This is a genomic window from Allobosea thiooxidans (assembly GCF_900168195.1).
Lineage (GTDB): Bacteria > Pseudomonadota > Alphaproteobacteria > Rhizobiales > Beijerinckiaceae > Allobosea > Allobosea thiooxidans.
The window spans coordinates 128,356-152,652 of the sequence record NZ_FUYX01000009.1 but is presented as its reverse complement, the minus strand read 5'-3'; the positions used below and the strand labels follow the sequence as shown (position 1 = coordinate 152,652).

General features: G+C 63.9%; 23 protein-coding genes and 3 pseudogenes. 13 read left to right on the top strand and 13 right to left on the bottom strand.

What is annotated here, in order from left to right; all coding sequences use genetic code 11:
- The first annotated feature begins 35 nt into the window (after nucleotides 1-35).
- Together B5Y19_RS25765 and tnpA are read left to right on the top strand one after the other, a co-directional pair.
- On the top strand, nucleotides 36-239 hold the full coding sequence (locus tag B5Y19_RS25765) for a hypothetical protein (RefSeq protein WP_139384441.1): 204 nt from the start codon (nucleotides 36-38) through the stop codon (nucleotides 237-239).
- Between the two features lie 312 nt (nucleotides 240-551).
- The gene (gene tnpA / locus B5Y19_RS16980; protein ID WP_342060159.1) at nucleotides 552-953 is read left to right on the top strand and encodes an IS66-like element accessory protein TnpA; all 402 of its coding nucleotides are present in this window, start codon (nucleotides 552-554) and stop codon (nucleotides 951-953) included.
- A 123-nt stretch (nucleotides 954-1,076) separates the two neighbouring features.
- Here the strand turns inward: tnpA and B5Y19_RS26505 are convergent, their stop codons facing one another.
- Nucleotides 1,077-1,232: a transposase gene (locus tag B5Y19_RS26505; protein ID WP_244555618.1), complete on the bottom strand. Its 156-nt coding sequence runs from the start codon at nucleotides 1,230-1,232 to the stop codon at nucleotides 1,077-1,079.
- Nucleotides 1,233-1,266: 34 nt separating this feature from the next.
- Nucleotides 1,267-1,569: pseudogene (locus B5Y19_RS16975) on the bottom strand (transposase); the annotation flags it as partial.
- A 243-nt stretch (nucleotides 1,570-1,812) separates the two neighbouring features.
- On the opposite strand from B5Y19_RS16975, the gene B5Y19_RS16970 reads away from it, so the two are divergent.
- Nucleotides 1,813-2,895 (top strand): IS5 family transposase, encoded by a 1,083-nt coding sequence (locus tag B5Y19_RS16970; protein ID WP_079591830.1) that lies wholly within the window; start codon nucleotides 1,813-1,815, stop codon nucleotides 2,893-2,895.
- Here B5Y19_RS16970 and B5Y19_RS16965 read toward each other — a convergent pair.
- The 8 genes and pseudogenes from B5Y19_RS16965 to B5Y19_RS16935 all read right to left on the bottom strand — a co-directional run bounded on the left by B5Y19_RS16965 (nucleotide 2,844) and on the right by B5Y19_RS16935 (nucleotide 13,356).
- Nucleotides 2,844-3,947 carry an IS3 family transposase gene (locus tag B5Y19_RS16965; RefSeq protein WP_244555623.1) on the bottom strand — a complete coding sequence of 368 codons (1,104 nt, stop codon included), beginning with the start codon at nucleotides 3,945-3,947 and terminating at the stop codon, nucleotides 2,844-2,846. The genes B5Y19_RS16970 and B5Y19_RS16965 overlap by 52 nt on opposite strands.
- Nucleotides 3,917-4,078: pseudogene (locus B5Y19_RS26500) on the bottom strand (transposase); the annotation flags it as partial. The pseudogene B5Y19_RS26500 and the gene B5Y19_RS16965, both read right to left, overlap by 31 nt.
- A gap of 129 nt (nucleotides 4,079-4,207) precedes the next feature.
- Nucleotides 4,208-4,717: a ferredoxin-type protein NapF gene (napF, locus tag B5Y19_RS16960; protein WP_079591829.1), complete on the bottom strand. Its 510-nt coding sequence runs from the start codon at nucleotides 4,715-4,717 to the stop codon at nucleotides 4,208-4,210.
- Between the two features lie 9 nt (nucleotides 4,718-4,726).
- Nucleotides 4,727-4,921, bottom strand: coding sequence for a periplasmic nitrate reductase, NapE protein (gene napE / locus B5Y19_RS16955; RefSeq protein ID WP_079591828.1), 195 nt, complete (start codon nucleotides 4,919-4,921; stop codon nucleotides 4,727-4,729).
- A 503-nt stretch (nucleotides 4,922-5,424) separates the two neighbouring features.
- The gene (gene aspT / locus B5Y19_RS16950; protein WP_079591827.1) at nucleotides 5,425-7,110 is read right to left on the bottom strand and encodes an aspartate-alanine antiporter; all 1,686 of its coding nucleotides are present in this window, start codon (nucleotides 7,108-7,110) and stop codon (nucleotides 5,425-5,427) included.
- A gap of 95 nt (nucleotides 7,111-7,205) precedes the next feature.
- Nucleotides 7,206-8,825 (bottom strand): bifunctional aspartate transaminase/aspartate 4-decarboxylase, encoded by a 1,620-nt coding sequence (locus tag B5Y19_RS16945; RefSeq protein WP_079591826.1) that lies wholly within the window; start codon nucleotides 8,823-8,825, stop codon nucleotides 7,206-7,208.
- A 47-nt stretch (nucleotides 8,826-8,872) separates the two neighbouring features.
- The gene (gene aspT / locus B5Y19_RS16940) at nucleotides 8,873-10,564 is read right to left on the bottom strand and encodes an aspartate-alanine antiporter (protein ID WP_079591825.1); all 1,692 of its coding nucleotides are present in this window, start codon (nucleotides 10,562-10,564) and stop codon (nucleotides 8,873-8,875) included.
- 68 nt (nucleotides 10,565-10,632) lie between these two features.
- Complete coding sequence (locus B5Y19_RS16935; protein WP_079591824.1) at nucleotides 10,633-13,356, bottom strand: aminotransferase class I/II-fold pyridoxal phosphate-dependent enzyme; 2,724 nt, start codon at nucleotides 13,354-13,356, stop codon at nucleotides 10,633-10,635.
- A 427-nt stretch (nucleotides 13,357-13,783) separates the two neighbouring features.
- On the opposite strand from B5Y19_RS16935, the gene B5Y19_RS16930 reads away from it, so the two are divergent.
- The 10 genes and pseudogenes from B5Y19_RS16930 (at nucleotide 13,784) to B5Y19_RS26745 (ending at nucleotide 22,386) form a co-directional block, all read left to right on the top strand.
- Nucleotides 13,784-15,580 carry a DUF3300 domain-containing protein gene (locus B5Y19_RS16930; protein WP_342060158.1) on the top strand — a complete coding sequence of 599 codons (1,797 nt, stop codon included), beginning with the start codon at nucleotides 13,784-13,786 and terminating at the stop codon, nucleotides 15,578-15,580.
- Between the two features lie 50 nt (nucleotides 15,581-15,630).
- The gene (locus B5Y19_RS16925) at nucleotides 15,631-16,569 is read left to right on the top strand and encodes a DUF2950 domain-containing protein (protein WP_244555617.1); all 939 of its coding nucleotides are present in this window, start codon (nucleotides 15,631-15,633) and stop codon (nucleotides 16,567-16,569) included.
- A gap of 79 nt (nucleotides 16,570-16,648) precedes the next feature.
- Entirely contained in the window at nucleotides 16,649-16,915 is a 267-nt protein-coding gene (locus B5Y19_RS25755) for a hypothetical protein (RefSeq protein ID WP_139384438.1), read from the top strand.
- 36 nt (nucleotides 16,916-16,951) lie between these two features.
- A complete protein-coding gene (locus tag B5Y19_RS16920; protein WP_079591822.1) occupies nucleotides 16,952-17,527 on the top strand; it encodes a hypothetical protein in 576 nt (191 codons plus the stop codon).
- Between the two features lie 129 nt (nucleotides 17,528-17,656).
- On the top strand, nucleotides 17,657-18,091 hold the full coding sequence (locus B5Y19_RS16915) for a hypothetical protein (protein WP_244555616.1): 435 nt from the start codon (nucleotides 17,657-17,659) through the stop codon (nucleotides 18,089-18,091).
- 16 nt (nucleotides 18,092-18,107) lie between these two features.
- A pseudogene (gene ppk2 / locus B5Y19_RS16910) lies at nucleotides 18,108-18,890 on the top strand (polyphosphate kinase 2).
- A gap of 68 nt (nucleotides 18,891-18,958) precedes the next feature.
- Complete coding sequence (locus B5Y19_RS26495) at nucleotides 18,959-19,405, top strand: hypothetical protein (RefSeq protein WP_079591820.1); 447 nt, start codon at nucleotides 18,959-18,961, stop codon at nucleotides 19,403-19,405.
- Nucleotides 19,398-20,630 (top strand): HlyD family secretion protein, encoded by a 1,233-nt coding sequence (locus B5Y19_RS16900; protein ID WP_079591819.1) that lies wholly within the window; start codon nucleotides 19,398-19,400, stop codon nucleotides 20,628-20,630. Before B5Y19_RS26495 ends, B5Y19_RS16900 begins: the two co-directional genes overlap by 8 nt.
- 91 nt (nucleotides 20,631-20,721) lie before the next feature.
- Nucleotides 20,722-22,152: a SulP family inorganic anion transporter gene (locus B5Y19_RS16895; RefSeq protein WP_411914160.1), complete on the top strand. Its 1,431-nt coding sequence runs from the start codon at nucleotides 20,722-20,724 to the stop codon at nucleotides 22,150-22,152.
- A 3-nt stretch (nucleotides 22,153-22,155) separates the two neighbouring features.
- Complete coding sequence (locus B5Y19_RS26745; protein ID WP_411914159.1) at nucleotides 22,156-22,386, top strand: STAS domain-containing protein; 231 nt, start codon at nucleotides 22,156-22,158, stop codon at nucleotides 22,384-22,386.
- Nucleotides 22,387-22,400: 14 nt separating this feature from the next.
- Here B5Y19_RS26745 and B5Y19_RS16890 read toward each other — a convergent pair whose 3' ends face one another.
- From B5Y19_RS16890 to B5Y19_RS16880, 3 genes are all read right to left on the bottom strand, one after another.
- Nucleotides 22,401-23,063: a hypothetical protein gene (locus B5Y19_RS16890; RefSeq protein ID WP_079591818.1), complete on the bottom strand. Its 663-nt coding sequence runs from the start codon at nucleotides 23,061-23,063 to the stop codon at nucleotides 22,401-22,403.
- A 74-nt stretch (nucleotides 23,064-23,137) separates the two neighbouring features.
- Entirely contained in the window at nucleotides 23,138-23,749 is a 612-nt protein-coding gene (locus B5Y19_RS16885; protein WP_176168647.1) for a response regulator transcription factor, read from the bottom strand.
- 78 nt (nucleotides 23,750-23,827) lie between these two features.
- Nucleotides 23,828-24,259 (bottom strand): hypothetical protein, encoded by a 432-nt coding sequence (locus B5Y19_RS16880; RefSeq protein ID WP_079591816.1) that lies wholly within the window; start codon nucleotides 24,257-24,259, stop codon nucleotides 23,828-23,830.
- Nucleotides 24,260-24,297: the final 38 nt, after the last annotated feature.

Here is a 24,297-nt window from a genome sequence, read left to right as displayed (position 1 = left end):
GTAAATCTGCATGGGGATTGGTGCCGATCCACATCATGACCAACTACCCACAATGCCGAGCTTTCTTGATCCGCACATTCCTCACGCTCGATGAGGACAGCCCGGAAGATGACCGCCTGCGCCGAGCTCTTGAGCTTCTGCTTGAGGCGGTGGCTCGTACCGAGAGGGATGCGCCGCGATCGAATGTCGTCTCAATCCGCTGGCCGCCGGCGCGCCGCCACGGGGCGGAACAAAACTAGGACACCACCAACGAAGTCGATCCCGATACCGGCCAGATCACGCCCTTATCAACATCGGCAGCGCGATATGGCAGGGCCCCCGATCGGGAGCCCTGCCATATCCGCCGCTCCACGATGCAAGTGGCCTAATTTTACTCCAGTTGTGGCTCGGCGGTGCAAGGATTTTTGGCGGCTGACGCGGGTCGGGTGCAGTCATGGTAAGCGCCGAAATCCCTGCACCTGTTGATCGCTGCGGGGTTGATGGAGTCTGTGTCCACAATGGGGACTGTGGACACGATGACGTTGAATGGAGCGGGCGGTTCTGGGCTTCGAGTGACGAAGGTCCTCGGGAACGGGAAGCGTTATTATGACCCGGCCGAGAAGGATCGCTTGATCGATGCGGCGCTTGAGCCCGGGGTTTCGATTGCCGGTCTGGCGCTGGCGCACGGGATCAATGCCAATCAGTTGCGTAACTGGATCAGGCTTCGCTGGGACCGGCAGGCGAAGAGCGCGTTGATGGTTATGCCGAAGATGGCGCCATCGGGTTTCGTTCCGGTGGTCGAGGCCGGGCCGGTCGCGCGGTCACCGTCTCCGTCGGCTCGGCCGCGATCCCCACGGGTGCGGTTGAAGGCGTCGCTGCCGAACGGGGTACAGCTTGAGCTTGAAGGCGCGGATGCGCAGATTCTGTCGGCGATGATCGAAGCGCTGGGGCGTTGCAATGTTCCGGTTGGCTGATGGCCTGCGTGTCTACACCCGGGTCGCCACGCCGGTCATCGCCGCCACCGCCAGCCCTCTCGACCGATTGCCATTGACGGTGATGCCGCCCGGTTGAGGTTGGGCTTCAGTTCGTCGGGGCGCTCACGGCCCCGCCGACGCCGATTGTGGGGCGGCGCCACGTGGCTGTGGCGCGAGCGCGGTGACGAGCCCCTGGAACAGATCGGCCTCGGGATGACAGGCCGCATAGGAGAGCCGAATGCGGCTGATGGTTTCCTGGACCCGGACGGCGATCTTCACGAGGCGCAGTCGTAGGGTCGAGAACTCAGCCTTCGCAGGCGAGCTTGAAGGCCGGATCAGCCCGCAGCGGCCCGAAGTCGTTGCAGTCCTTATACCCTCAGGCGATCGCGAAAATGCGGGCGCGGATCATGTCGGCCATCGCGTGCGTCACCCGTGCCGAGGCTCGCCGGTCGGGCATCAGTGCGGCGAGCCGGCTGGCAATGCCGAGCCGGCGTTCAGCCTGGGCCAGCAGCATCACGCCGCCATCCGACGACAGGCGTCCGCCGTCGAAGGCAGCTGTGATCTTCTTGCGCCCCACGGCTGGAAACGAGAACGGCGGAACTGTATCGTCGGTCATGGCGGATGTGGCAGCCGAGGAGGGGCGGGAAGAATTGGCTTCAGCAACCGAATCCTACGTCACATCAAAAGCTTACGCTGCATCCGCCAGCTCAATGAGCCGCCCCGGTGAATGATCCGGGCTAACAATCAAACTGGACCTCTCGGCGGGGGCGGATCACGCGCAGCTGGACATCTCGAATTACCTCGCATTTTCGGGCGGGATTTGATTCCATCACCTCTGTGATTTGGGCGGAAGCTGTGGATGCGGGGACAGGCCGGGTTCTGGGACGTTGACGAGTGCTATGCCCGGCTGAGCGAGGCCGGCGATCCTCTGGAAAAGTTGAACGCGGTGGTGCCATGGGAGGTTTTCCGCAAGCCGCTCGTCAAGGCGCTGAAGCGCTCGGACGGCGCCAAGGGCGGCCGGCCGCCCTACGATCCGGTGCTGATGTTCAAAATCCTGGTGCTGCAGGCGCTGTACAGCCTTTCGGACGATCAGGCCGAATTCCAGATAATGGATCGGCGCACCTTTGGCCGGTTCCTTGGTCTTTTGGATGCCGGCGACAGGGTGCCGGACGCCAAGACGATCTGGCTGTTCCGCGAGCACCTCACCCAGGCCGGCGCGGTGGAGAACCTGTTCGCCCGCTTCGACAAGCACCTCGCCAGGGCGGGCTATCTCGCCATGGGCGGTCAGATTGTCGACGCCACCATCGTGCCGGCGCCGAAGCAGCCCAATACCGATGCCGAAAAGGCCGACATCAAGGCGGGTAAGATACCCGACGAGTGGAAGGACAAGCCGGCCAAGCTGCGCCAGAAGGATCGTGACGCGCGTTGGACGGTGAAGTTCTCAAAGGCCAGGGCGGCGGAGGATGGAAAGCCGCAGCAGCACGATATCGCCATTCCCACTTTCGGCTACAAGAACCATGCCGCGATCGATCGCCGGCACGGCTTCATCCGCGGCTGGAACGTCACCAGCGCGGCGGCTTATGATGGTGCTCAACTGCGCAATGCGCTCGACAAGAACAACACCAGTTCGACGGTCTGGGCCGACACGGCCTATCGCTCGAAGAAGAACGAGGGGTGGCTGGAGAACAACGGTTACGTCTCCGACATCCACCAGAAGAAGCCAAAGGGTCGGCCGATGAGTGAAGCGACGTCGCGGGCCAATGGTCGGCGCTCAAAGATCCGCGCCTTCGTCGAGCATGTCTTCGCGCAGCAGAAATCCAGGATGGGTCTGTTCATCCGCTCGATCGGCATCGCCCGCGCCATGACGAAGATCGGCATGGCCAATCTTGCCTACAACCTCACTCGCTTCGTCTGGCACGAGCGGCGAACTGCGTCCGCATGACGGCGAGAGCGGCGAAAACCGCCGCCGCAGCGCCGAAATAGGCACCCAGCATCAACCCAATGACCGAAACCGAAGCCACCGCCGCAAAGCACGGCGGGCGGTGCTGGCGGCTTGTAGCCGAGCGAGGAGTGCGGGCGGCGGGTATTGTAGTGCTGACGCCAGCCCTCGATGACGATCCGAGCCTCGGCGAGGCTGTAGAACAGCTCGCCGTTCAGGAGTTCGTCGCGCAGCTTGGAGTTGAAGCTCTCGCAGTAGCCGTTCTCCCAAGGGCTGCCAGGCTCGATAAACGCCGTTTTCGCGCCGACCGCCACGATCCACTCCCGCACGGCCTTGGCGACGAACTCGGGACCGTTGTCCGAACGAACATGCCCGGGCACGCCGCGTAGGATGAAGAGATCGGATAGCACGTCGATGACGTCGGTGGATCTGAGCTTCCGGTCGATCCGGATCGCAATGCATTCCCGGGTGAACTCATCAATGACGTTCAGCATGCGGAACTTCCGGCCATTATGGGTGCGCCCCTCGACGAAGTCGTAGGACCAGACATGATTGGGATATTCCGGCCGAAGCCGGATGCATGATCCGTCATTGAGCCAGAGACGGCCTTTCTTCGGTTGCCTGGCCGGCACCTTCAGCCCCTCCTGACGCCAGATCCGCTCAACGCGTTTGACGTTCACCGCCCAGCCAGCGATCTCCAGCATGGCCGCGATCCGGCGGTAGCCGTAACGGCCATACTGCGTGGCGAGCGCGACAATGTCGGCGGTCAGCGCCGCATCATCGGCACGCCCCTTCGGCACCTTCCTCTGCGTCGAACGGTGTTGCCCCAGAACCCGGCACGCCAACCGCTCCGACACGTCGAACTTCGCGATGACGTGGCCGATGCAGCGACGGCGACGGGCGGGGCTCAGTAGTTTCCCGAGGCGGCCTCTTTGAGGATCAGCTTCTCCAACGTCAGATCCGAGACGGCTTTGCGCAGCCGCTCGTTCTCTTTCTCCAGATCCTTCAGGCGCTTCACCTGGTCGGACTTCAGCCCGCCAAACTCCTTGCGCCAGCGATAATACGTGAACGCTGTCACGCTGATGGCCCGGATCGCCTCCGCGACCGAGCGCCCCTGGGACAACAGCACGTCGACCTGCCGCAGCTTCGCGACGATCTCTTCAGGCTTGTGCTTCTTCTGCGGCATCGCGGCATCCTCCAAAGGCTCAAAAAGCCTACTTCAGGGAGGGCCACTTTTCAGGGGGCAGGCCAGACGCGCGCCGGCAGGGCCGAGACGACGGCGCTCGATATGTGGTGGAAGCGCGGACGCGAGGGCTCAGCCATGGGCGGCCTCCAGCGGTCGTGTGCTTGCGCTGACGGCCCCAGCCGGACAGACCGCGATGCAGGCGCCGCAGCCATTGCAGCGATCCGCCGCCAGTTCCGGCACGGCCGGCCCGCCGAGCCGCGGACGAAAGCGGATCGCGCTCTCCGGACAGGCATCGCCACAGCTCTGGCAGACGATGCCGCGAGCGGCGAAGCACGACGAGCCGATCACGGCCACATGCTCAAAGGCGGTAATGGCGCGGTCGAACACCGGCTCGGGGCATGTATCGGCACAAGCGCCGCAGAAGCTGCATTCCCCGGCCGTGAAATCCAGCGCAGGCCGGCCGGACTCGTCGAGCGCGATGATGTGCTGCGGGCAGGCCGGGACGCAGGCGCCGCAACCGCTGCAGGCCGCGTCGACAGATGCGGCACGCGTCCACGGTGGACGAACCCTGTCAGGCGACGAGAGGCGACGACCGGTCAGGAAATTGCGGCGCCCGGGATTGATGGCGGTGGGTTTCATGGCCCGGCCTCAATGTGGAGGCCCGGGCGGACCGAGGATGATCTGGAACATCCAGACCAGGAAGCCGTAGCCACCGACGATCCCGACCGCGACGATCGGCCAGATCAGGACCGCCAGCGTCAGGAAAGCCAGGAGCTCGGCTCGCCTCGACGGCTTTTCGGGAGCGGCTTCCGGTCCGCTCGCCCCTGCGGTCTCGGTCGTCATCTCTCGTCCTTTCGCGTGCGGGCGGTCACAAATCGCGCCGTCGCCAGATTAGAGATCGAGAAAGGAGGATATGGAGTTGGTTGGGCTTGTCCATGCCTTGAGCGAAAAAGAGCCAACCACGCGCTCTGCATCAGCAGTGCGCCAGCTTAATCGGCCGTCAGGGTATCAGCCCACTGAGCTCCGGCCCCACAATGGCGCAGGCAAAGCCCAAATAGAATCTGCAAGCCGATTTCAAGGGCGTAGGCCGTTGCCAAAGAAATCTGTTTGCTGAGGCGATTTTCCGACATTCGGTTGCATATAGCGGGGCCCATCGGGGGTTGATCCTGTGCTGGTAGCTGTGCATCCCGATAGGGGAAGAGCGGAAAACAAGATGATTAACCGCCTCGACTTCACAACGTGGTGCGAGATCCGCCCGGAGAGGTACGTCGAGTGTGATCGCCGTTTGTCCAAATCATTCCCCATTTTATCTGCGGCGTGTCTGCCAGGTCGTCTATTCCGTAACGCTATCCGGCCATCAGCGCCACCAGGATCGGCCCCCAGGCGGTGAGGAGAATGTTCCCGATCGCATAGGGCACCGTGTAGCCCAAAGCCGGAATGCTGCTCTGCGCCTCATCCTGGATGGCCCTGAGGGCGGCGGTGATCGTGCCCGCGCCGGCGCAGGCACCAAGCACGATCAGGGGATCCATCTTCAGGATATAGCGGCCGAAGAGGATGCCCAGCGTGTGCGGCAGCAGCGCCGCGACGAGGCCGACGCCGATCAGACTGAGGCCGGTTTCCTTCAGCCCGGAGATGAAGCTCGGCCCTGCGCCCAGGCCGACGATGCCGATGAACACGCACAGGCCGAGCGTATCGAAGATCCAGATCGCCGGCTCCGGTATGCGGCCGAAATAGGGATAGGCCGACCGCAGCCAGCCGAAGACCAGCCCCATGATGAGTGCGCCGCCGCTGGCGGTGAGCGTCAGCGGGATGCCCGCGACGACGACGGAGAGAAGCCCGACCAGACCGCCCAGGAAGATGCCGAGGCCGACGAAGACCATGTCCGTCGCCGATGTCCGCCGGTCGGGGTAACCGAGTTCCGCCGCCGCCCGCTCCACGGCCGATACCCGCCCGATGAGGGAGAGGACGTCACCGCGATTCACCCGGCTTTCCGGTTGAATCGGCATGGCGAGGCCGGATCGCATCAATCGGGACAGGAAGACGCCGCGGGCAAACTCCTCACCGGCAAGCGCGGTCAAGGTCCGCCCGTCGAGCGCACGATTGGTCAGGACCACATCGAGCGACTCGATGGGGATGTCGAGAAGGCCGGGGTCGCTGACCTCTGGCCCGATCAGGTCACCGCGCTGGGCATGAACCTCCTGCCGGGCCATGACGGCAACGATATCGCCGGCGCGGATCACGAGACCGGCCTCGGGCTCCCGCACGACACCGCCCGACCGAACGCGCAGCAGATAGGCGCGGGCCTCGCGGGGAAGCGCCTCGATTTCGGCGACCGTCCTGCCGACGAATGGCTCATTGGCGACGCGGTAGGTTCGCACGTCGAACAGGCGCGCGGCCGAGACCACGCCTTCGACCTCGCTGACCGACCCCGTCGATTGCGCGGCTGCGCGGGCAGCAGTCTCCTTCAGATCGATGCCCATCAGCCTGGGACCGATCTTCGGCAGGAACCAGACCAGCGAAGCGGTGCCGATGAGGTAGGTGACCGCATAGGCGACGGGGATGTTGTTGATCAGCGCCGTGCGTTCGGACTGAGGGAGATCGAGGCGCTGGATCGCTTCGCCCGCGGTCCCGATCACGGTCGATTCCGAGAAGGCCCCCGCGAGCAGGCCGGCGGCGGTGCCGATGTCGTAGTTGAGTATTTTTGCGAAGCCCAGGGCCGTGAGCAGGCAGGCGACGCAGAGCACCACGGTCAGGGCGACCTGTGGGATCGCATCGCGTTTCAGGGCGCGAAAGAACTGGGGCCCGACCTTGTAGCCGGTCGTGAACAGGAACAGGTCGAAGAACACCGCCTTCACGGCGGCGGGCACCTTGATGTCGAGCTGGCCGATCAGGACACCGGCCAGCAGGCAACCAACGACGATCCCGAGGCTGAAGCTGCCGAACTTCAGCCGGCCGATCAGGAAGCCGAGGGCGATCGTCAGGAAGACCGCGAGCTCGGGATTGCCGCGCAATGCGTCGACGACGAAACCCATCCCCCCGCCTCGCAAATCTAGTCAGGCATTAGGCGGCGACGGGCCAATGATGCCGGCTCGGTCGCCAGACCTTCGCAACAGCGCCGCTGGCGCCTTCAGGGCTTCTGTTTGAGCGCAAGCGTGTAGGCGTCGAAGGCCTGCCGGTAGCCACGCGCGACCGCGCGCGTCGCCCGGCCGATCTGGCTGTAGACCTCGTCATCGAGATTGGCGAAGGAGACGCGCACCGACCAGTCCGGCGCGTGGAAGCCCCCGCCGTTCAGCAGCACGATGCCATGGTCCTCGGCCAGCCGGAACACGATGTCGAGCGGGTGGATGTGCTGCTTCATATAGGCCACGACCTCTGGGCCGACATATTTGTTGGCCCAGAACTCGAAATCGACCAGGCCGTAGTAGCGGTCGTGAAGCGGATTGTCGGGCACGTCGATCCCCAGCCCCTCGATCATCCTTTGGGCGCGGGAATGCACGATTTCCATGCAGGTCTTCTGATAGAGCTTGGCCTCGTCCATCATCTCGGACAGCGAGAACAGCGACATCATCACCTGCTGCGGCAGTGACAGGCCGGCAGTGTGGTTGAGCGCGATATCGCGGCTGTCTGCGACGATGCGATCGATCAACCTCATCTCGCGCGGCTTCAGCGTGAGCGGCCCGTAGCGCGTATCGAGCACCGTCAGGATCTTCTCCGGATGGCTCGCGATCGCCTTGTCGAAGATGTTGTCGCGGTGGATGGCGATGACACCGAGCCGCCAGCCGGTGCAGCCGAAATACTTGGAATAGGAGTAGACGCCGATCGTATTGCGCGGGAGGGCCCCGAGCAGGCCGCGGAAGCCCTTCACGAAGGTTCCGTAGACGTCATCGGTCAGCAGCAGCAGGTCCGGGCGCTTGGTCTCGACCAGCTTGACGATCTTGCCGATCGTCTCCTCGCTCAGGGCGACGGCATAGGGATTGCCGGGATTGACCACGAAGAAGGCCTTGACCTTCGGGTCCTCCAGTTTCTTCAACTCCTCGTCGGTGAACTGGAAGCGGTTCTCCTGCGGCGCCGCGACGGTGACGACGTTGAGGCCGTAATCCTCGAGATGCGGCATTTCGAGATAGGGCGTGAAGATCGGCGTCGCCAGGGCGATCGTGTCGCCGGGGTTCAGCAGCCGGTTGGCCTTCAGCGACTTGAAGATGTAGCACATCGCCGCCGTGCCGCCCTCGACGGCATAGAGGTCGAACTGCCCGGAGGGCCGCGGCTCGCCGCACATCGCCCACATCAGGTATTCATGCACGATGCGCTCGTTATGGACGAGCATGCGGTCCGGCACCGGGTAGTTGTCGCCGATGATCGAGTCGACCAGCTCATGCACGAAGGCATCGGGCTTGAAATCGAACTTCTTGACCGCGAAGGCGACCATGTCGCGCAGGAAGGTGGCGCCGGGTGCATCCTTGTGCGTGGCCAGCCATTCCTCCAGCCGCCCCGCGATGCCGTCGGCCTTGGGCATGCCGCCGATGCCGGCGGGCTTGTTCATCACGCGCCGGCTTTCGGTGATCGCGAACTGCCCGAGCAGGAAGAAGCCTTCGCGCGGCGTCATCGCCACCCAGTTCGGGTTGCCGCGGCCGGCATTGAGCATCGCGATCGAGGAGTTCTGCGCCGTCAGCTTGGCGAGACGGATGAGCTCGTCCTTGATCTCGAAGGGGCTGAGTTTCTCGAAGCTCCGCAGGGTGACAGGATCCATGACACTCTCCCAATCAGAATGAGAACCAATGAAATTGCGGCACCGCGCTAGGTCATCAGCATGATGATCACCATGCCCCAGATGGTCAGAAGCGTGTTCCCGACCGCATAGGTCACGGTATAGCCGAGCGCTGGAACCTGGCTCTTGGCGGTCTCGCAGACCATACCGAGCGCGGCCGTCGTGGTGCGCGCGCCGGCGCAGGCCCCCAGCAGGATCGCGGGATCGAAGCGGAAGATGTATTTGCCGGCGAACATGGCGAGGATCAGCGGGATCGTGGTGGCGAGTGCGCCCCAGAGGAAGAGGCCGATGCCCTGCGTCTGTAGCCCTTTTACGAAGCCGGGCCCGGCCGAGATGCCGACCACCGCGATGAACATGTTGAGGCCGACCGAATTCATGAACCAGACGGTCGAGCTCGGAATGCGGCCAAAGGTCGGGTGCACCGAACGCAGCCAGCCGAAGACGAGGCCGGAGATCAGCGCGCCGCCCGCTGTCGACAGCGTCAGCGGGGCGCCGCCGACCTTGAACACCAGCGCGCCGATGAGCGCTCCAAGCACAATCGCACCACACATAAAGGCGACGTCGGCGACATCGCTCGGCCGATCGGCGTGGCCGAGCGTCTTGGCGACGGCGGCAATATCCTGGGTCCGGCCGACGACAGTCAGGATGTCGCCGCGATGAATGATCGTCTCCGGCAGGATCGGGATGCTCACCGCAGTGGCGCCGCGTACGATCTTGCGCAGGAAGACGCCGCGAGCCGTCGGCATCTTCGACAGTTCGGTCAGCGTCTTGCCGTCGGCGGCTTTGCTCGTGACGTAAACATCGACGCCCTCAGCCTTGAGGTCGAGCAGTTCGGGGTCCTCGACCTCCTCGGCATTCTGGCCGATCAGACTGACCAGTGTCTCGCGCGGACCGGCAAGAGCGATCACGTCGCCCTCCCGCAGAACCGTATCGGCCGTCGCATCCTCGATGACGCCGTTGCGGCGGATGCGTTCGACGAAGACACGGGCATCGGGAACGAGGGCCTCGGCTTCCGCCGCGCGCATGCCCGCGACCTTGGCGCCTTCGCGCAACCGGAAGGCGCGCAGCTCGAAGCGCCGCCAGACCGAGCCGGGGCCGCCGATCTCCTTGCCGCCGCCGAGCCTGGCCTCGTAGTCCGCGCAGGCCTTGGCGAGGTCGATGCCGAGGAGCTTCGGTCCCCACAGGGCCAGAACCATGGCGGAACCGACCGTGCCGAAGATATAGGTCACCGCATAGGCGACCGGCATGGCATCGAGATATTCCTTGGTCTGTTCGGCCGAGAGCCCGAGGCGGTTGATCGCGTCCGTCGCGAGACCCATTGAGGCCGAGATCGTCTGCGATCCGGCGTAGAGGCCGGCGGCGTAGCCCGGATGATAGCCGGCGATCTTGGCGATGATGACCGGGACCGCGAGGCAGAACACGGTGACGACGACCGCAAAGATCGCCTGCGGCGCGCCGTCCTTGGCGATGCCGCGGACGAATTGCGGCCCGACGCCGTAGCCCACGGCGAACAGGAACATCAGGAAGAAGGTCGACTTCACATTCGGCGAGATCGTGATGCCGAGCTGCCCGATCATCACGGCAGCAATCAGGGTCGAGGTCACCGCGCCGAGGCTGAAACCCTTATAGGAAAAGCCACCGACATAGTATCCGATCGCCAGCGAGAGAAAGAGCGCGATCTCGGGATAGGTGCGCAGCGTTGTCGCGAACCAGTCAAACATTCCGATCCCCTGTTTCTGTCCACCTGACGTCGAACGCCCGCATGGACGAGTTTATCTGTTGCCTGGCTTCACTTCTTCTTGGTGGTCAAGGCGTCGGGTCTCAGCAATTTGAGCCCTTTGGCTTTCTCGTAGCCGTGGATTTCCTTCACATCGAGCTTGCGCATGAAGGTGATCGTTTCATGCGTCACGACCTGGCCGGGCACCAGGATCGGGAAGCCGGGCGGGTAGGGGATGACGAAATTCGCCGAGATGAGCGCCGGCCCCTTGTCGATGCGGCGATCGCATTCGGGACTGTCGATCGGCAGGTATTCACACTTGTCCTCCGCATAGGCGGAGAAGAACGCCGTGCGGATATCGCCTTCCGGCGTGTTTTTGCCGGCATCGCCCCGAAACGCTTCATGGAAATGGCTGAAGTCGGGAAGCTCGGGCACATCGGTCATGAGGCTGCGCACTCGCGCTTCGAAAGTCCGGCGCACGCCGTCGCCGCCCTGGCGCAGGCGATCCTCGATCTCATTGCTGATCTTGAACAGGACGCTGATCAGCAGAGCCACGTCGCTTCGCGTGTTGTTGATGTTGGACTGGAGGAGAACCGAGTTGCGCGAGGTCTTGTTGACCTGGATGCCGTATTGCGAGGCCAGAAGGCCCTTGAACGAGGTGCCGTCGAAGCCAGCCGTGCCGCAGACCAGCGTCATGCGGGTCGGGTCGAGGCAGAACTCGTCCTCGCGCATGCTGCGCAGCTGGTCGTCCCAGCGCGTCTCGGGTGCGAGGAAATCGACGAAGCCGCTGGTGCGGTATTGAGCGGGCACCATCCCGTCGGCGCCGACGACCTTGAAGTATTTCGAGATCAGCGGGTGGATGGCGATCTCCCGCCGGATGTCGAGCGCCACTTCGATGGCGTTCATCACCAGCCCGTAGCCTTCGATCTCCATCTGCCGGCGCGCGACATCCAGGCTGGCGATGAGCTGCTGGTTCGGGCTGGTCGAGGCATGGGTGAAGACCGCTTCGTGGAACTGCGCCTCGACCTTGTGGAAGTCGACATCCCTGACCAGCACCATCGATCCCTGCCGGATCGCGGACATCGATTTGTGGGTCGAGTTGGTCTGGTAGACGCGCAGCCGGACGGCGCGCGGGTCGGGGATCAGCCGCGTATCCAGCAGGGTTTGAGCGGACGGGCTCGCGCCGAGCTCCTTGCGCTGCCGTTCGTAAGCGGCGAGAGCGTCCGGGCTCTCCATCCAGGCTTCGATGTCGGTCGCCGCGCCCATCGCAGTTCGCGGCCGCAGGAAGGGCGACCAGCGCGCGAAGCCGAACCAGGCCTCGTCCCAGAGAAAGATCAGGTCCGGCTTGATCGCGAGGCATTCCTCCATCACGCGCCGGGTGTTGTAGATGTGACCGTCGAAGGTGCAGTTGGTCAGGTCGACCATCTTGACGCGATCGAGGCGGTCCTCGGCCTTCAGGTCGAGCAGGGCCTTCTTGATGGTGCGCAGCGGCACCGCCCCGTACATCGAGTATTCCGTCATCGGGAAGGCCTCGACATAGACGGGCTGCGCGCCGCTCAGCACCAGGCCGTAATGGTGCGACTTGTGGCAGTTGCGATCGAGGATGACGATGTCGCCGGGCGCGATCAGCGCCTGCAGCACCATCTTGTTCGAGGTGCTGGTGCCATTGGTCACGAAGAAGACGTGATCGGCGCCGAAAGCGCGCGCCGCCATCTCCTGGGCGCGCTTGATGTTGCCGGTCGGCTCCAGCAGGCTGTCCAGGCCGCCGGTGGTGGCGCTGCTCTCCGCCAGGAAGAGATTGATGCCGTAGAACTGGCCCATGTCGCGGATCCAGGGCGAGCGGAACACCGATTTGCCGCGCGCGATCGGAAGCGCGTGGAAGGTGGCGACCGGCCTTTGCGCATAGAGCTTGAGATTGTCGAAGAACGGCGTGTCGTAGCGCGCCTTGATGCCCTCCAGCACCGAAAGATGCAGTTCGAGCGGCTCCTCGACCTGGTACATCACCCGGCGGATCATCGCCGCGCGCGGGTCGCCCGCCAGCTTCTCGACGCGCCGGTCGGAGAGCAGATAGATGTCGAGCTCGGGCCGGATCGCCTTCAACCCCGCGGAGAGCCGCAAGGCCATGTCCGCCTCGTCCGCCTTGTCGAGGAGCGGTTGCTGGGCGGCGAGCACGCTGCGCAGGATCGAGGCATCGTGCCGTGACCTCAGCGCAAAGCCTTCATAGATCGCGACGGCTGCGATGTTCGGGTTGAGAACGGCGGCGCAGATCGCGTCCTCCAGGCTGCCGACCGGCACGACTTCGTAGATGAACGCGTCCTCGGGGCGGCGCAGCCGGCGAAACTCGGCTGCGATATGCGGCCAGCGCCCGGCGGGTGCGGGCGTAACCAGCAGCATCTCGAAATAGGGACGGTGCGTCGCGTTGTCCCCCAGCGCTGATGGAACGACATCGACCGGCTCCGCCAGCGACAGGTCGGCTGACTGCCACTCCTTCGGATCGTGCTTGTAATTGCCTGTGATGATTGCGAGCGAGATGCGCTTGGCGAGCGACAGGAAGCCGTTTGCGTCGTCGTTCTGCAGGAAGCCCCGCAGCGTCGCGAGGAGCTCCACCCCCGGGAAGGCGTGAAATTCCTCGATGACGCCGAGTTCATTGAGCGCGACTTCGACGACCCGTCGGCTTTTGTCTCCCGTCGACCAGGACCGCGCTGCGGCGTGAAGATCGCGCCAGCGATCGGTTCGGCCGGAGGGAGCCGAGAAGAAATGATCGATGCTGCGCGGTTCCTGAGCTGGAGAAGCCATCGCGAATCCTTATTCTCGGGCTGCTAGATCTGTGTGGCGCCAACCGGCATCCAAACTCAGCACAGCGCGAGGAAGCGACGTATTGTCCTTGGGTACAGGTGTCGGCTTCCCAGTAAGGTAGTAATCGCTTGTTCAGCCGCACCTCATCGCAGGAGGCAGCCAAATCCATTGCCTAACCGGCGGTGGATTTGGGAAATACACCTTTACTTGGGTCGCATTTGACGTTGTTCGGCTCTTCGGCGCGGGGTGCATCGCATGAATAGAAGCGTAATCATTCGTGCTGGAGGGGCCCTGGTTGGCGCGGCCATTTGCCTCTCTGTCGCCTCCCAGCCAGCGGCGTCCTGCAACCGAATCGATGGTTGTGTGCCGCAGGTTCAGCGGGAAAGCTATAATATGAAACAGGACGGACGCATGGACCAGGGCATGCGTGAAGGCCGCGAGAACATTGAGGCTTTCCGGAAGCTGCAGGCGGCCGAGCAAGCGGCGAAGCGGCCTGTCGCAGGACGTTAGTGAATTCCACTTAACGCGATGCGGGAAACTCCGCGCCGCCTCGTTGCGAGGTCATGCCATGCATTTGCGGATTGTGCTTGCCAGCGTCGTCGTCAGTGGGCTCGCCTCCCAGGCGCTGGCCCAGACGACGGCCCCCTCGCCGCAACCGCCCGCGCCACCCGCCACCCAGACAGCGCAGGCCGAAGCAATTCTCTCCAGCGCCCAGCTCGATGCGCTCGTTGCGCCGATCGCACTCTATCCCGACACCCTGCTGGCGCAGGTCCTGATGGCTTCGACCTATCCGCTGGAAGTGGTGCAGGCGGATCGATGGGTCACTGCCAACAAGGCGCTCAAGGGCGACCAGCTGAAGGCCGCTGCCGACAAGCAGCCCTGGGATGCGAGCGTGAAATCGCTGGTCGCGACGCCTTCCGTGCTGGAGATGATGAGCAAGAACCTCGACTGGACGCAGAAGCTTGGCGATGCGGTCCTCGCTCAGCAGCCCGACATTATGGACGGTATCCAGCGGATGCGGGCCCGGGCCTATGACACCAAAAAGCTGTCATCCAGCCCGCAGCAGAAGGTCACCGTCCAGCCGGCCAGCGGCAGCAGCAAGCAGACCATCCTGATCGAGCCGACCAGCCCGGACACGGTGTACGTGCCCTATTACGATCCGGCTGTGGTCTATGGCACCTGGCCCGATCCCGCCTATCCGCCCTATTACTTTCCTGCGCCGGGCTATATCGCCACCGGCGTCCTCGCGACGGGGCTCGCATTCGGCACGGCCTATGCGCTCGGGCGCTGGACCTCGGGCGGGTATTGGGGCGGCAACGTCAACTGGAACAACAACAACATCAATATCGACCGCAATCGTGTGGCGCATTGGGAGCACAACCCCCAGCATCGCCAAGGCGTACAATATCGCAACGATGCGGTCAGGCAGAAATTCTCCAACAACAATATCCGGGCCGGCAGCGAAGGCAGGATGGATTTCCGCGGACGCAGCGGCGATCAGGTCCTGCGCCCCGAAGGCGGCCGCGACGGGCCGGGAGCAGGCGCGGCGGCTCGACCGGAACAAAGACCGGGAGATCGTCCTGGAGCTGGAGCCAGAACCGACCGTCCGGGCGACGGCGATCGCGCAGTGGCTGGAACCCGGCCGGATCGGCCGGGTGGGGATCGTGCCCGTCCTGGCGGTGGTGCGGGAGCTGATCGCGCCCGCGGTTCCGCCCCGCCGCGTGCCACTCCCCAGCCGAAGCGCCCCAACCCGGGCGCGGGTCGTGCCGGCCCTGCGCGTGATAATGCCTTCAACACGCAGCCGGGCCGCGCCGCGAGCCTTCAGTCGCAGCGCGGCCATGCCAGCATGGCTCGCATGCCGGCCGGCGGCGGCCGGATGGGCGGCGGCGGATATGGCGGTGGCGCACGCATGGGCGGAGGGGGCGGGCGCGGTGGCGGTGGCGGTGGCGGACGACGCTCTGACATCGCCCTCAAGCATGACGTTATGCTGCTTGGGCGCATGGAGAACGGCCTGGGCTTCTATCGCTTCGCCTATACCGGCTCGGCGACCACCTATGTCGGCCTGATCGCCCAGGAAGTGCAGGGCATGGCGCCCTGGGCTGTACATCGTGGTGCGGACGGTTATCTGCGGGTCGACTACCGCCAGATTGGCGTCCCGTTCGAGACCTTCGAGCGGTGGAAGGCATCGGGCTCGCAGATCCCGAAAGGGATCATCTCGCATTAAAAAAAGACGCCGCTCCTTCGCGGCACGTTCAGCTACGGGGATGCAGTTCCATGACCATGACATGGCCGACCGTGCATCTGCTCATTCGCCTGCTTTGCGGGGTCGCGGCGGGAATGTGTGCGGCTTCGACGGTGGCGCGCGCACAGGAGATATTCGGGTCACCGCAGGCGGCGGCGGCTGCACTACTGGCCGCCGTGCGCGAGAACCAGTCCACGCGGCTCTATTCGATCTTTGGCATGGCTGGGCGGGACATCCTGTTCTCGGGGGACGAGAAGCGCGACGAAGAAAATCGTCAGCGTTTCGTTGCGGCCTATGAGGCCCGCCATTCGATCGTCGAAACCGGTCGAACGGCGACGCTGCTGTTGGGGGAGGAGGCATTCCCGTTCCCGATCCCGATCTTCCATTCGCGCGGCGGCTGGAAGTTCATGGTGGAGGCGGGGCGTCGGGAGCTTCTCGCCCGCCGGATCGGGCGGAACGAACTCGACGCCATCCAGACGAGCCTTGCGATCCTCGACGCGCAGTTCGAATACGCCGCGAAAGGTCATAACGGCCGCAGCTCCGGTATTTACGCCCAGAGAATCGTCAGCCAGCCAGACAAGCACGACGGCCTGTACTGGCCGACCGCTCCCGGCGAAGAACCGAGCCCGCTGGGTGAGTTCGCCGCACGGGCGGCAGGGCAAGGCTATGTGCCAGGCCAAACGCGACAGCCCTATCACGGCTACTATTTCAAGATCCTTCGGAAGCAGGGGGCGGCAGCTTCAGGCGGGGCGCTCGACTACGTCGCTGGTGGCAACATGATCGGCGGCTTCGGTGTGCTCGCCTATCCTGCGACCTATGCCAGGTCGGGGATCACGAGCTTCCTCGTCAACCATGCAGGCACCGTCTACCAGAAGGATCTGGGCCCTAACACCCGTCTCATCGCGTCGCGCATGAACAGCTTCGACCCGGGAAGCGGATGGGAGAAAGTCAACCCCAAGACATCTCCTTAGGGGCACCCGCTCTGATTCTGCCTCTCAACAGGCGGCGTAGGAAAACAAACTGTGTTCTTCGACGAGGAGCGCGCTTTCGATGGATTCCAGCGTTCTGGCGGTAAAAAAGCTTTTCCCCCGGCACAAGAAGGAGATCGCCGAACTGGCTTTGGCCAGTGAGGAGTTTCGCGGCCTGTGTAAAGATTTGGCCGATGTTGAGAATGTCATCTTGTATCATGTCGGGCTCAAATCTCCGAACTCAAATAAGATAATAGAAGAATATCGTGGTCTGTTAAAAAACTTGGAGGATGAAATTCAAAAATTCATTCACGATAAGCGAATTGCATCTAATTTAGGCAGCAACTGAAGCGGTGTGTCCCTGCCACCAAGATAGGAAAACTCAATGTCTAGATTAATCATACTTGCTTCTGCTCTGATGCTGGGCATCGGCGGCGCTGGCTGTGCGCCTACGATAGCAAGCCAAACAGTGATCGTGTCCGGCGTCGGTCCTGTCGCAGTAGAGCAGATCGAGGTCGAGGTCGTTGCCGTCGCGCCAGCATTTCGCTTGGCGACGGTTCGGCAGGGCCGCTTCGTATGGGATGTCTTTGTTCCAGAACCCTTCGGTGATCTGCGGCGCGTGCAGGCGGGTGACAGACTTCGGGTCAGCCGTGTCGAGGGGGTCGCGCTCGGCGCGAGGCGCACGAAGAAAGGGGCTCGTCCCGGCATTGCATACACAGAAGCGGTCAGCGAGACCCTCTTCCAAAACCTGCCGGAAAAGTTTGTCGCTCGCTCTCTTAGAATCACAGCACGCTTCCAAGCCTTCGACCCAGTTACCGGCGTCGTCAGCTATGTGGGTCCGGCTGGCCCGAACAGCCTCAAGGTCGTTACCCCAGCGGTCAAGGAAGATCTGTCGCACATCCGTTCCGGAGACATGGTCGATCTCACCCTGGCCGAGGCCGTCTATATCCAGAAGCTCTGATTTTTCGCAGGGCTGCTGCGGGCGGAAGGATCGGAATCCGACCGTGCGCAGAGAAGTTTCTTGAAGGGGATTGAACCGATGCCGAGCACTCCAAACCCCCACGCCGGAACGCTTGCCGATGAGAGTTTCATGTCGGCCGACGACCTTCGGTCCTACATGACCGACCTCGAAATGGCCCGGGCCTCCAAGCTGGCCGGCGCAATGGACAAAGCCGAGGAAGCGCAGCGCAAGCTTACCGCCACGCTGAGCGAGGAAATTGCGGTAACGCCGGAGAAGATCGAGGAAATCAAGCAAAGCCTCGCGACGAAGACCCGCGCCGCGGCAGGCCGGGGCGAGACCGAGGTCCTCGTCATGCGCTTCCCGAGCCAGCTCTGCATGGACCGGGGCCGGGCCATCAACAATGCCGAAGCGGACTGGCCGACGACGCTCACCGGCCGGCCGAAGCAGGCCTATCAGTTCTGGAAGGAGCATCTCCAGCCGGCCAAGTACAAGCTTCGCGCCATGATCATCGACTGGCCGGGGGGCTTGCCGGGCGACGTCGCCTTCTTCCTGAGCTGGTCCTGACGGGACGGAGCGGGCGATGAAGAACCACAGCAACGAGCCCCTGAAACGAAAGGCCTACGAGCGAAAGCTGCGCGGCCTCCATGAGGAGTTGGTCAAGCTCCAGGAGTGGGCGAAGCATGCGGGCGGAAAGGTCTGCATCGTTTTCGAGGGGCGGGACGGCGCCGGCAAGGGCGGCGTCATCAAGGCGATCACGGAGCGCGTCAGCCCCCGGGTCTTTCGGGTCGTCGCCCTGCCGCCACCGACGGAGCGCGAACGTTCGCAGATGTACGTCCAGCGCTACCTGCCGCACCTGCCGGCGGCGGGCGAGATCGTGATCTTCGATCGCAGCTGGTACAACCGGGCCGGCGTCGAACGGGTCATGGGTTTCTGTACCGAGGATCAGGCCAAGGGCTTTTTGCAGGTCGTGCCGGGCGTCGAAAAAGCGATCGTCGATTCCGGCACCATCCTGCTGAAGTACTGGCTGGAGGTCGGCCAGGAAGAGCAGACCCGCCGAATGCAGGAGCGTATCAGCGATCTGCGCAAGATCTGGAAGCTGTCGCCGATGGACCTGAAGTCATATTCGCGCTGGCACGACTACTCGCGCGCCCGCGACGAGATGTTCCGCGCCAGCGATACCGCCTGGGCGCCGTGGTAAGCTGTCCACTCCGACGACAAGCGCCAGGCGCGGCTCAACATCATCACCCACATCCTCAGTTCCGTCCCCTATGAGGCGCCGCCACGGGAGAAGATCAAGTTGCCGAAACGGCAGAAGTCGAATGGCTACGAGGAGGCCGATTTCGCGCGGAACTGGATCGGATGACGAGCCGCTTGCCGGGCGCGCCCGATCGTATAATGCCTACCGTCGTTTGCTGAGACTGGAGTGCGTTCATGGCAGCCGGCGCCCACCCATTGGCCCCAGATCATCTACCAGCATTTATCACGGCACCGGGCGAGACGGACGTGCTCATGGTCGTCACGGCCGCTATCCTGCTTATGGCGGTGCTCGGCGTCGGCCTGTTGTATCTGCGGCTGCACGCGATGCCCGAGCGCATGGCGCACAAATCCCAGAAGATCCAGTTCGAGATCGTCGCCGTGCTCGGCCTGCTCGCCCTGTTCACCCATGTGCATCTGTTCTGGGTCGCGGGGCTGCTTCTGGCGCTGATCGACGTCCCCGATTTCTCGGGGCAGTTCGGCCGGATGGCGCATGCGCTCGAGCGCATCGCCGGCATCACGCCGCGGCGAACTGCCGAAGGGGAGGCCACGGTAACGGAAGCCCGCGGAGCCGACGCGGCCGATCTCCCTGCCTCGAAGCCGGAAGGGGGCAGCCATGCTTGAGCTTCTGATCTGCTCGCTGCTGACGATCGTTCCGGACTACCTCTACCGGCGGTACCAGCAAGGAAAGCGTCTCGGCAAGGAAATCACCTTCTACTCGGTCTGGTTTGAGCTGAGATGGGGCATCATCTCCTGCCTGATGCTGACGGTCGGCCTGATCACGGTGATCTTCTACAATCACCCCTCGACGACGAACGCGACCGTGATGTTCCGCACCGTCCCCATCGTTCCCGAGACGAATGGGCGCGTGGCGCAAGTCTATCTCGGCGTGAGCGGCACCGTCGCCAGGGGCGATCCGATCTTCCGGCTCGACAGCTCAAAGCAGGAAGCCGCGGTCGAGACGGCCCGGCGCAAGGTCGCCGAGGTCGAGGCCTCCCTCGTCGTCGCCAAGGCCGAGATCCTAGCTGACGAGAGCAAGATCGACGAAACGCGCAGCGCTCACAAGCAGGCTCTCGACGAACTGGAGACGAAAGTGGAGCTCAGGCGGCGGAATGACGACATCGTCGCCCGGCGCGAAATCGAGCGGCTCGAGAACCTAGTTGCCGGGCGTGAAGCAGCTGTCGCTGCAGCCGTGGCGGGAAAGGCCACGGCGGAAACGCGGATCTCGACCTTGCTGCCGGCCGAGAGGGCGAGCGCCGAGGCTGCACTGGCGCAGGCGCAGGCCGATCTCGACAAGACCGTGATACGGGCCGGCGTCAGTGGCCGCGTTGAGCAGTTCACGCTGCGCGTCGGCGACATCGTTAATCCCTTCATGCGACCCGCGGGCGTTCTGATCCCGGAAGAGGCGGGGCGGAACATTCTTCAAGCGGGCTTCTCGCAGATCGAGGGACAGGTGATGAAGGTGGGCATGGTCGCCGAGGCCGCCTGCCTGTCAAAGCCGTGGGTTGTGATCCCGATGGTGGTGACCGGCGTTCAGGATTTCATCGCCGCAGGACAAGTCCGCGGCGGGGAACAACTGCTCGACGTCCAGCAGACCTCCAAGCCCGGGACCTTGCTGGTCTTCCTCGAGCCTCTTTACAAGGGAGGCTTTGAGGGGGTGGTTCCAGGGAGCACTTGCATCGCCAACGCTTATTCGAGCAACCATGAGCTGATCGCGTCCGGCAAGCTCTCGACTGGGCGGAAGATTATGCTGCACGCTGTGGATACCGTGGGCTTGGTCCATGCCCTGCTACTGAGGATCCAGGCGATCGTGCTGCCGATCCAGACGCTGGTCTTCAGCGGTCACTGAACCTTCCACGCAGGGAGCGTGCCCGCTGGTGGGCCGCCCCTTCTTCCGCTGTGACTGACGCAGTTCGAAACGGTGGACGTAGATGACGCGAATGCTCCCAATCGCGGAGGGGCTTCTTCCCTACAAGTGGGAATGGCTGCGCTTCGACGTTACGGCTGGGCTCGCCATAGCCGCCGTCGCCATTCCGAGCGCCGTTGCCTACCCTGCCATCGCGGGGCTTCCGGTCGAAGTCGGGTTCTACGCCAGCATCCTGTCTCTTGTCGGCTATGCGCTTCTTGGCCCGTCGCGCAAGCTGATCGTCGGACCCGACGCCGCGACGATGACGGTCCTGGCGGCCACGCTCGCTACCTTGCCGCTCGACGATCCGGCGGGGCGCGTCGCTGCGGCCAGCGCGCTTGCTGTGATGGTCGGAGTATTCTGCATCCTCGCGAGCGCCCTGAAGCTTGGCGTCGTCGCTTCCTTTCTGTCCCGACCGATCCTGGTCGGGTTCATCAGCGGCATCTCGATCTCGATCCTCGTCGGGCAGATCGGGCGGCTGACCGGCGTGCGCATCGAGTCCGACGGGCTGGTGATGCCGCTGCTCGAGATCATCCGGAAGGCTCCGCAGATCCATTGGCTCACGGTCTGGTTCGGTGCAGCCATGTTCGGGCTGCTCGTTCTGCTGGCGCGCCTGCGCTCCCCGATCCCCGGGCCACTGGTCGTGGTCGTCGTGGCCGTGCTGGCATCGGCGATCTTCGACTTCGAAGGCAAGGGCATGAAGGTCATCGGGAGCTTGCCGGGCGGCCTGCCGACACTGGCTCTTCCGGATGTCGCCCATCTGCCGATCACGGACCTTGTGCTGGGGGGCGCGGCGATCTGGCTGGTCAGTGTCAGTTCCGGCCTCGTCGGGGCGCGCAGCTTCGGCGCGAAGGACGGCTTCAAGGTCGATGCCGACCGGGAGCTGACCGGACTGGGAGGCGCCAACATCTGCTCCGGCCTGTTCAGCGGATTCCCCGTGACGGTCTCGGATTCGCGGACCGCGATCAATCTGGCCGCAAGCGGTCGCTCGCAACTGTCGGGGCTGATCTCCGCCGCCGCGCTGGCGGTTCTGCTCATCTATCTGAACCATGTCCTGCGCGTCCTGCCTCATGCCGCGCTCGGGGCGATCCTCGCCTTTGCCGCGCTGAGCCTGATCGACCTCAAGGGGTTGCGGGAGACCTGGCGGATCAGCCCGATGGAGTTCGGCTTTGCCCTCATCGCCATGTGGGGAGCCATCAGCCTTGGCGTGCTCAGCGGTGTGGTGATCGCCATCGCCGGCACGCTGCTCTACGTGCTGCTGAAGGAAATGCGGCCGCGCGACGCCCTGCTCGGGCTCGTCCCCGGCCGACCGGGCTTCTACAAGCTGCACCGGATGGAGCGCGCGGAGCCACCGCCGGGGATGGTGCTGTTCATGCTTCAGGGCAGCATTCTGTTCTTCAATGCCGACTATGTCCGCTCCCGGTTCGAGAGTGTTGCGAAGGAGGCCGCGCCCGGCACGTCGTAGTTCGTGCTCGATGCGAGCGCCGTCGCACAGATCGACATGACGGCGGCCGCCATGCTGCTGCAATGGCGCACAGACCTGGCTGCCATGGGGCTGACCTTCGCCATCGCGGAACTGCACAAGGAACCGCGGGAGATTCTGGAGCGGGCAGGGCTCTTCGAAGGGGCCGCTGCAACGACGGTCTTCGAGGACCTCGAGGACGCAGTCCGTATTCTCGGGGAGAGGTCATCCCGGTAACCCGGTTCGCTGCGCTATTCTGGCGGTTCGGTGTGACGGTACTCGCGGGCGAGGATGTCGCAGCTGACGATGAGGACCCAGACCGGGAAGACCAGGAACGTCCAGTCCACCATATGGCTGCCGAACAGGATGACCGCTGCGGCCGCATAGCCGATGAACGCCGTCCAGCGCGCGGTGATCCCGGTACGGAGCACGATGGTCGAGGCGGTGATCAGGAAAACACTCGACACTTTCATCGCGTAGATGCTGGCTACGTTGTAGGCGAAGGAACGGGCCAGGGTGAAAGTCAGCGAGCCTGCGAGCTCGCCAGGTCGGGCTGTGTGCGTGAGCAGGATGGCCCCGATCGCCGAGGCCGCGACGAACAGCATGCCGATGAAAAGAATGCCGCTGCCGAGGAAGACGGTCGCGAACAGCCTGTTTTCCTGAGCGCCCAGTCGGTCGCGCAGCACACCCATGAACCAGAGAAAGGCGATGCCGGCGAAGGGAATCAGGTTGAGCGCCAGCGCAACCTTCCAGGATTGCGCCCCCACCCAGTCGCCCGGATCCTGGGGATGGAGGCGCAACGTCTGCAGCACCAGCACCAGGGCGGACAGGAGCAGGACCGAAAACAGGATGCCGGCGACGGCGGCTGCCCTGGGTGTCTTCAGCTCATCCGACGCATGTTGAGGAGGCGGCACGGTGCGATCCTCGGTTCGGAGACCTGCGCGGATTCGGCGAGCAGAGCGCTTGGCGCTCTGCCGATCACAGCTTCTTACGGAGCGCTGGGCCGGAGCAGGCCGAGTCGCTCGGCGCAGGTCACGAGCTCGACGACCGAGCAGACCTGCATCTTCTCCATGACTTTGTGACGATGCGCCTTGATCGTCCGCTCGGTCGTTCCGAGCGTGAAGGCGACCTGTTTGTTCATCTTGCCGCGGACTACGAGCTCGAAGACCTCTCGTTCCCGCCTTGTCAGTCGCTGGAGGCGCGCAAGGCGGGTGCGAACCCAGCTTTCCTGCTCGCTGGCCAGACGGTGGCGCGAGATCGCGCGGTCGATCGCTCCGATGAATTCGTCGCGTTCGATTGGCTTGGTGAAGAAATCCTCGGCGCCGGCCTTGATCGCCCTCACGCCGACCCGTGCGTCGCCTCGATCTGTCAGGAAGATCACCGGAAGATTCAGGCCGGCTTTGCTGAACAGGCTCACGACATCAGGGATCGATTCATCTGGTGCCGATGTGTCGATGACGACGCAGCTCGCGCTTTCGCCGTCCGGCCGGTGCTTCAGGATGTCGTCGGCGCGGACATAGGCCCTGGTTTCATAGCCGCAGGCGCGAAGCATGCGATCGATTCCGGCCTGCGATGCCGCATCACCATCGACGATGTGCACGAGAGCTGACATGGCCAATCCCTTGGTCTTGCCGCCAATGCTGCGCCCTTCGGCAGGGAGGCGGGCGGCTATGAGGATTCAATGCGTCTTCAGCGCATCCGCTGTGCAGCGCCGATATCGGGTTGCAGTGCCTCCTTCGGCAGTGCTGTAGCGATAAAGGCCGCCATCCTGCGCCGGCGCGAACACGGCCCGCGCAGTGTCGGTCGCGATGGTGGTCGTGCAGCTGAGATGCATGACCTGTCGCTCGCCCTGCGGGCTGATGCGGCCGATCCGGCAGGTTGCCAGAGGAGTGGACAGTTGCTGGCCCCTTATGATGAAGGCTGCGGCAAAGGCGTTCGCCGGTCGCTTGAAGCCGAGTGCCTTCCCCGCCACGACGAAGACATTGGCGCAGACCTGTCCCTCTTCGAGCCAGGCTCCCTGAAAACTTGCCGTCCGCGCCCACGCGCCCGGTGCTGCGAGCACTGCAATGGCGAAGACGAGAAATAGAGATCGTGCAGCCTCGGCGATCATCGAGCCTCCTAAGCGGCAACCGAGGCGACCATGCCGCC

Excerpts from the sequence above, each read along its gene's own strand:
- B5Y19_RS16945 (WP_079591826.1), bottom strand. The coding sequence starts at position 8,825 with ATGGATCCTGTCACCCTGCGGAGCTTCGAGAAACTCAGCCCCTTCGAG.
- B5Y19_RS16915 (WP_244555616.1), top strand. The coding sequence starts at position 17,657 with ATGTCGGCCGACGACCTTCGGTCCTACATGACCGACCTCGAAATGGCC.
- aspT (WP_079591827.1), bottom strand. The coding sequence starts at position 7,110 with ATGGGTTTCGTCGTCGACGCATTGCGCGGCAATCCCGAGCTCGCGGTC.
- B5Y19_RS16920 (WP_079591822.1), top strand. The coding sequence starts at position 16,952 with ATGTCTAGATTAATCATACTTGCTTCTGCTCTGATGCTGGGCATCGGC.
- B5Y19_RS25765 (WP_139384441.1), top strand. The coding sequence starts at position 36 with ATGACCAACTACCCACAATGCCGAGCTTTCTTGATCCGCACATTCCTC.
- B5Y19_RS16880 (WP_079591816.1), bottom strand. The coding sequence starts at position 24,259 with ATGATCGCCGAGGCTGCACGATCTCTATTTCTCGTCTTCGCCATTGCA.
- B5Y19_RS16935 (WP_079591824.1), bottom strand. The coding sequence starts at position 13,356 with ATGGCTTCTCCAGCTCAGGAACCGCGCAGCATCGATCATTTCTTCTCG.
- B5Y19_RS26495 (WP_079591820.1), top strand. The coding sequence starts at position 18,959 with ATGGCAGCCGGCGCCCACCCATTGGCCCCAGATCATCTACCAGCATTT.
- aspT (WP_079591825.1), bottom strand. The coding sequence starts at position 10,564 with ATGTTTGACTGGTTCGCGACAACGCTGCGCACCTATCCCGAGATCGCG.
- B5Y19_RS25755 (WP_139384438.1), top strand. The coding sequence starts at position 16,649 with ATGGATTCCAGCGTTCTGGCGGTAAAAAAGCTTTTCCCCCGGCACAAG.
- napE (WP_079591828.1), bottom strand. The coding sequence starts at position 4,921 with ATGACGACCGAGACCGCAGGGGCGAGCGGACCGGAAGCCGCTCCCGAA.
- B5Y19_RS16925 (WP_244555617.1), top strand. The coding sequence starts at position 15,631 with ATGACCATGACATGGCCGACCGTGCATCTGCTCATTCGCCTGCTTTGC.
- B5Y19_RS16895 (WP_411914160.1), top strand. The coding sequence starts at position 20,722 with ATGCTCCCAATCGCGGAGGGGCTTCTTCCCTACAAGTGGGAATGGCTG.
- B5Y19_RS16970 (WP_079591830.1), top strand. The coding sequence starts at position 1,813 with ATGCGGGGACAGGCCGGGTTCTGGGACGTTGACGAGTGCTATGCCCGG.
- napF (WP_079591829.1), bottom strand. The coding sequence starts at position 4,717 with ATGAAACCCACCGCCATCAATCCCGGGCGCCGCAATTTCCTGACCGGT.
- B5Y19_RS16900 (WP_079591819.1), top strand. The coding sequence starts at position 19,398 with ATGCTTGAGCTTCTGATCTGCTCGCTGCTGACGATCGTTCCGGACTAC.